Annotated in this window: 3 protein-coding genes; all 3 read left to right on the top strand. The window is 73.8% G+C overall.

What is annotated here, in order from left to right:
* Positions 1-2,206: beta-galactosidase (locus ACFU95_RS44030; protein ID WP_383841086.1), on the top strand; the 2,206-nt coding region annotated here is incomplete at its 5' end.
* A 99-nt stretch (positions 2,207-2,305) separates the two neighbouring features.
* Complete coding sequence (locus tag ACFU95_RS44035) at positions 2,306-3,373, top strand: LacI family DNA-binding transcriptional regulator (RefSeq protein ID WP_383841089.1); 1,068 nt, start codon at positions 2,306-2,308, stop codon at positions 3,371-3,373.
* Between the two features lie 222 nt (positions 3,374-3,595).
* Positions 3,596-6,361: a M4 family metallopeptidase gene (locus ACFU95_RS44040; protein ID WP_383841091.1), complete on the top strand. Its 2,766-nt coding sequence runs from the start codon at positions 3,596-3,598 to the stop codon at positions 6,359-6,361.
* Positions 6,362-6,454: the final 93 nt, after the last annotated feature.

Below are 6,454 nucleotides of genomic sequence, written 5' to 3' on the forward strand. Positions count from 1 at the left end.
CCACTACTCCCGCTACCCGGCCGCGCAGTGGGAGGAGGAACTGCTGAAGATGAAGGCGGGCGGCGTGAGCATCGTCGCGAGCTACCTCATCTGGATCCACCACGAGGAGGTCGAGGGCCGCCTCCGCTTCGACGGCGACCGCGACCTGCGCCGCTTCGCCGAGCTGTGCGCCCGCCACGGCCTGGACTTCATCCCCCGCATCGGGCCGTGGTCCCACGCCGAGGTACGGAACGGCGGCCTGCCCGACTGGCTCCTGGCCCGCGACTGCACACCCCGCACCGACGACCCGGCCTATCTGGAGCCCGTACGCCGCTGGTTCGCGGCGATCGCCGAGCAGCTGCGCGGCCTCGACCGCGCCCACGGCGGCCCGATCATCGCGATCCAGATCGAGAACGAGCTCTACGACCAGCCGGGCCATCTGCTGACGTTGAAGCGGATGGCCCAGGAGGCCGGACTGAGCGCGCCCCTGTGGACGTCGACCGCGTGGGGCGGCGTCCAGCTCCCGGGCGACGAGCTGTTTCCGCTGTACGGCGGCTACCCCGAGGCGTTCTGGACCGAGGCGGACGGCGGCTGGCCCGACACCTGTCGCAAGCACTTCTTCTTCACCCACCAGCGCGACGACGAGGGCATCGGCGCCGACCTGCGCCCGACCACCGTCCGGGGCGCGGACCCGGACGCCTTCGCGGACCGGTTCCCCTGGGCCACCTGCGAGTTGGGCGGCGGCATGGCGGTCGCCTACCACCGGCGGCCGCGCCTCGACGCGGCCGACATCGGCGCGCTCGGACTCACCAAGATCGGCTGCGGCTCGGTGTGGCAGGGCTACTACATGTTCCACGGCGGCACGAATCCGCCCGGGGAGCTGTCCACGCTCCAGGAGTCCCACGCCACCGGCTACCCCAACGACCTGCCCGTCCTGACGTACGACTTCCAGGCCCCGCTCGGCGAGTACGGCCAGTACCGGCCCTCGTACGACGAACTCCGCCTCCAGCACCTGCTGTTGGCGGACTTCGGCCATCTCCTCGCGCCGGCGGAGTCCGTGCTGCCGGAGGTGCGGCCGCGGGGCCAGCACGATCGGGACACCCCGCGCTGGGCGGTCCGCACGGACGGCACCTCGGGTTTCCTCTTCGTCAACAACCACCAGCCGCACGAGCCCCTGCCCGACCACCCGGACTCCGCCTTCACGGTCGAACTCCCTGGCGGGGCAGGGGCGTTGACGCTGCCCAGCTCTCCCGTGACGGTGCCGGCCGGGGCCTACTTCTGCTGGCCGCTGCGGCTGGACGTCGCGGGGGTACGGCTGGAGTGGGCGACCGCGCAGCCGGTGTGCACGGTCGACCTGGACGGGCGTACGGTCCTGGTGCTCGCCGCCACCGACGGCATCGCGCCCGAAGTCGCCCTGGACGCGGGCACGGTGCGCTCCGTCAGCGCCCCGTCCGGGGACGTGACCGACGTCGACGGCCGGATCCTGGTGACCGGGCTGCGGCCCGGGACCGACGCGCTGGTCGTGGTGGAGGCGGCGGACGGCGGGCAGGTCGCTCTGCTGGTGTTGGACGCGGCGACGGCTCGTACCGTCTACCGCGGTACGGCGTGGGGCTCCGAGCGGCTGGTGCTGTGCGCGGACGGGGTCGTGTTCGACGGCGACGACGAGGTGCGGGTGCACAGTACGGCCGCACGGTCGTCGTTCGCCGTGCTGCCCGCGCCGGAGCGGCCGTTGGCGGTGGACGGGGAGACGGTGGCCGGCGAGGCGGACGGGGTCTTCACCCGCTTCGGCCTCGTGTCCGGCGGCCGTGAGGCTCGTGCGGCACCCCTCACCCTCGTCCGGCCCGCGGGTCCGGCACCCGAGCCCACGACCGGGGTGCTGGAGCGGGCGAGCGTGCCGGCGGACAAGTACTTCGACACGGCGGCCGCCGAGTACCGCGTCGACGTACCGGAGGATCTCCCCGAGGGTGCCGTGCTGCGGCTGCGCTGGACCGGGGACGTGGGGCGGGCGTATGTGGGGGACACGCTGGTCGCCGACCAGTTCTTCTCGGGGCGGGTCTGGGACATCGGCCGGCTGCCGACGGGTGCGACAGTGCGCGTGCGGGTGCTGCCCCTGCACGCGGAGGCCAGGGTCCATGTGCCGGACGGGGCGGGCGGCGCCGCGCTGACGGCCGCCGTGACGCGTGCCGAGTGGGTCACCAGCCGTACCTGGGCGGTGCGGTCGGGGTGAGGCGGCGCTCCTGGGGGTTCCCGCTCCGCGGCCCTGCCTATGCTGGGCCCTGCCGGGGCGGGGCCCCACCGCCGTGACGATGTCGAGGAAACAGCCATCATGACCCGAAGCTCCGCCGACGACTCCGCTCCGAGGGGGCGCAGCAGACGGAACTTCGCGGGCGCGCGTCCGGTGATGGACGACGTGGCCCGGCTGGCCGGGGTGTCCAAGCAGACCGTGTCCCGCGTCCTCAACGATCATCCGTCGGTGCGGCCCGAGACCCGCGAGACGGTGCTGGCGGCCATGCGGACGCTGGGCTACCGCCCGAGCCGCAGTGCCCGGTCGTTGGCCAGCGGCAGGACCCGGATGCTCGGCGTGATCTCGTTCGACGCCGCGCGTTACGGGCCGGCCTCGATCCTGACCGCGATCAACACGGCGGCGCAGGAGGCGGGTTACCTGCTGAGCTCGATCGCGCTGGACACGGCCGAGCCCGACACGGTCGTGGAGGCGGTGAACCGGCTGTCCGCCGAGGGCGCGGACGGGGTGATCGCCATCGCCCCGCAGCTGTGGGTGGGCAAGGCGCTCGCGGACACCCGCCTCGACACCCCGCTGGTCGTGCTGGAGAACGGCCTCGACGCCGACACCCAGCAGGTCACCGGCGACTCCCGGGCCGGGGCCCGCAAGGCCACCGAGCATCTGCTGGCGCTGGGCCACCGCACCGTGTGGCACATCGCGGGCCCCACCGGCTGGACCTCGGCCGATCACCGGCTGGGCAGCTGGCAGGCCACGCTGGAGGCGGCCGGCGCCGACGTGCCCGCCCCGCTGATCGGCGACTGGAGCGCCGACTCGGGCCATGAGCTGGGGCTGCGTCTGGCCCGGCGCGCGGACGTCACGGCCGTGTTCGCCTCCAACGACCAGATGGCCCTCGGTGTGCTGCACGCGCTGCACGAAGCCGGCCGTTCCGTCCCCGGTGACGTGAGCGTCGTGGGCTACGACGACATCCCCGAGGCCGCGCACTTCCTTCCGCCGCTGACCACCGTACGCACGGACTTCGCCGAGATCGGCACCCGTTCGCTGCGCCTGCTGCTGGACCGGCTCGACGGCCCCGCCGAGCCGCCCCCGGTCGACTCTCTGGTCCCGGTCGACCTGGTGGTCCGCCGCAGCAGCGGCCCCTCCCCCGGGCGCTGACGGCCCCCTGCGCGCCGGCGGCCGGAAGTCACCCGTGGGCCCGCCCGCCCCGTTGATGGAACGCCGCATCGCCGCTTCGATGACCCCTGGCCGGGCGGCGCTGCGCCCCCGGCACCGCGACCGAGGGGGGTTTGGGAAACCGTGCGTCACCCCGGAAGAGACCGAAGAGCCGGCGACGGCAGCAGAACACGACCGATCGGATTACCGGGTGCGGCGGCGCTGTTGAGCGTCGTCGCACTCGTCGTCCCGGCGACCGCGGCGCACGCCGCGACGGAGACGACGCCACCGACGCCGAGGCCGGCCGAGGTGGTCCCCGGGGAGGAGACGGCCGCCCCGGCACTGGTGCGGGGCATCAGGGAACAGGCTCCCGCCAGGGGCAGCGCGGCAGCCGCGGCCCGCGCCTATCTGGACGGCAGGCAGAGCCGGTACCGGATCGCGGACCCCGAGCGCGATCTGGTGCCCGCCGGGACGACCGTCGCCGACGGCCGCGAGACGGTCCGGCTCCAGCAGCGGCACCGGGGCGTGCCGGTTCTGGGCGGTCAGTACGTCGTCCGCATGGAGCGCGAGGACGGCGAGCGCGTCGTCACGGGGACCTCGGGCAAGTACTTCACCGCGCTGAGCACGGGCACGACGCCCGAGGTCGGCGAGGCGCTCGCCGTCGAGCGTGCGGTGAACGCCGTACGCACGGAACTCGGCGACCGGCACTTCACCGCGTCGCGATCGGACGACGAGGAGCCCCTGCTGGCGGGCACCGCGCGTGGACCGGTCGTGCTGCCCGCCGGCTCCGGCGTCCTCACCCAGCACGTCACCGTGCACGGCGCGGACCCGGCGAGCGGTGAACCCGTGCGCCGCGAGGTCTACATCGACGCCCGCGCCGGATATCCGGTCCTTCAGTACAGCGCTGTCAAGACGTTCGGCGCACCGCGCGCGATACCGGGGCGCGCCGCGACGGACACCTCCCCCGCCGGGGCACAGCCGCCCGGGAAGGCGTTCGCGGCCGAGAAGGGCTCTGGCGTCCGGCTCGACGGCACCACCGTCGGCCTCGACATCGACCACGACGACAGCCGTGGCGTGTACGTGCTGCGCGACCGCTCCCGCCTACCCGGCGACCACGCCCTGTCGACCTGGGACGCGCGCGGCAAGTGGGCCGGTGACGTGGGAGGTGTGTGGCCCGAGGGCGTCCAGGAGTTCGGCTCGCCGAGCCCGGCGTTCGCCGCCGAGGCCACCGACTCCGGCGCCGTGGACGCGCACTGGGCCGCCGGCCAGGTCCACGACTACTTCCGGGACAAGCACGGGCGGAACAGCCTCGACGGCCGCGGCATGAGCGTCAACTCCCTGGTGGGCGTGACCGATTACGGGCAGCCGTACGTCAACGCCTTCTGGGACGGCCAGAAGATGGTGTACGGCAACGGCGACGCCGAGTACCGTCCGCTCTCCGCCGCCATGGACGTGGTGGGCCACGAGATGACGCACGGTGTGATCGAGCACTCCGCGAACCTCGTCTACGCCGGCCAGTCCGGCGCCGTCAACGAGGCGATCGCCGACTACTTCGGCAACGCCATCGAGGCGGACGTGTACGGCATCCCGGTGACGGACCCGGACTCGGGCCTCCTGGGCGAGCGGCTCTGCCGTACGAAGTCCCCGCGTGACTGCGCCCTGCGCGATCTGGGCGACGGACGGACCACGGCCAAGTCGTTCCTCGGGGTCGGATTCGCCACCGACAACGGCGGTGTCCACCTCAACTCGACCATCGTCGGCGGCGCGCTGTGGGACGCCCGTGAGGACCTGGGCGCCGCGACGACGGACAAGGTCGTCTACCGGGCGCTGACCGAGTACCTCACGCCGCTCGACGGCTTCACCGAGACGCGGGCCGCCGTGCTCGCGGCCGCCGCGGACCTCGCGCTCCCGGCGGCCGGACAGAAGGCACTGGCACGCGCCTTCACCGCGCACGGGATAGTGCCCGGCTGGGAGTCGGCCCTCGGCGTGGACTCCGACGTCCTGCTCGACCGCGTCAACACGAGCCGGACCGACCTGGGCGCGGGCGGCGGCTGGTGGGCGGCGTCGAAGTCCGACGAGGCCGGCTCGGAGCCGTACTCGGTGTGGGCCGGGCGCGCCGACGGCGCGGGACCGATCAAGCTGATGAGCCCCAACGACGGGCGCTATCACGTCAATCCGGCCACCGACGGGAAGACGGTGGTGTGGCAGGCGTACGGCTCCGACGGAGTCGACGTGCTGGCCAGGCCGCTCGCCGGCGGTCCCGTGAAGAGACTCTGGCACGGCCGGACACCCGGCAGTTCGGTGGACGTCGACGGGGACCTGGTGGCCTTCGACTACGTGACGTACGGCGGGCGCCGGGCCGTGGCCTATCTGAGCATCAAGGACCCGGCGAACGTGGAGAGCGTCGGCGGGGGCACCTACCACCGGGCGTGGGCGCCGTCGGTGAGCCACGGCAGGGTCGCCTACCAGGAGCGGCGGCGGGTGCGTGCCGAGTACGCGGTCGGCACGCGGGTCATCGAGGTCGCGACCGGCGAGAACAAGGCGATCCAGGTGACCACGGACGGTACGAGCCTCGGCCCGACGGCCATCAACGGCACCCATGTCTTCTGGCTCCTCGACGACGACCCCACGGACGGGAAGAGGGCGCTGCGCCGCGCGGCTCTCGACGGTTCCGGCGTGGTGGACCTGAGCCCGCAGACCGGGCCGGACGCCCTGAACGCCTACGCCCTGACGGCCTCCGAGGACAGGGTGACGGTCGGCAGCTATCCGGCGGGCGCCGCGATCAGCAACGAATCGGCGCCGAAGCTCTACCAGTTCGCCGCGTCCGGGGCGCCCGACGATCCGGGCACCCGCAAGGGCCGGGTCTCCTGCAACCGGGGCGAGCAGTCGTCGGCGGCCGCGGTCGGGGGCAGCCAGGTGGTGTGGCTGGACTCGACGACCGGCATCACCGACGTGGTGACCCGCACGCGGCCGGCGGGCCGCTGCGGCTGACCGCGAGGGCGGGGCGGCGGGGGGGGGGGGGCGGGGACACCCCCAACCCCCCACCCCCCCCCCCCCCCCCACGGCGCGAGAGAAGCACAGCAC

The organism is Streptomyces sp. NPDC057623, from assembly GCF_042800355.1.
In the GTDB taxonomy this organism is placed as follows: domain Bacteria; phylum Actinomycetota; class Actinomycetes; order Streptomycetales; family Streptomycetaceae; genus Streptomyces.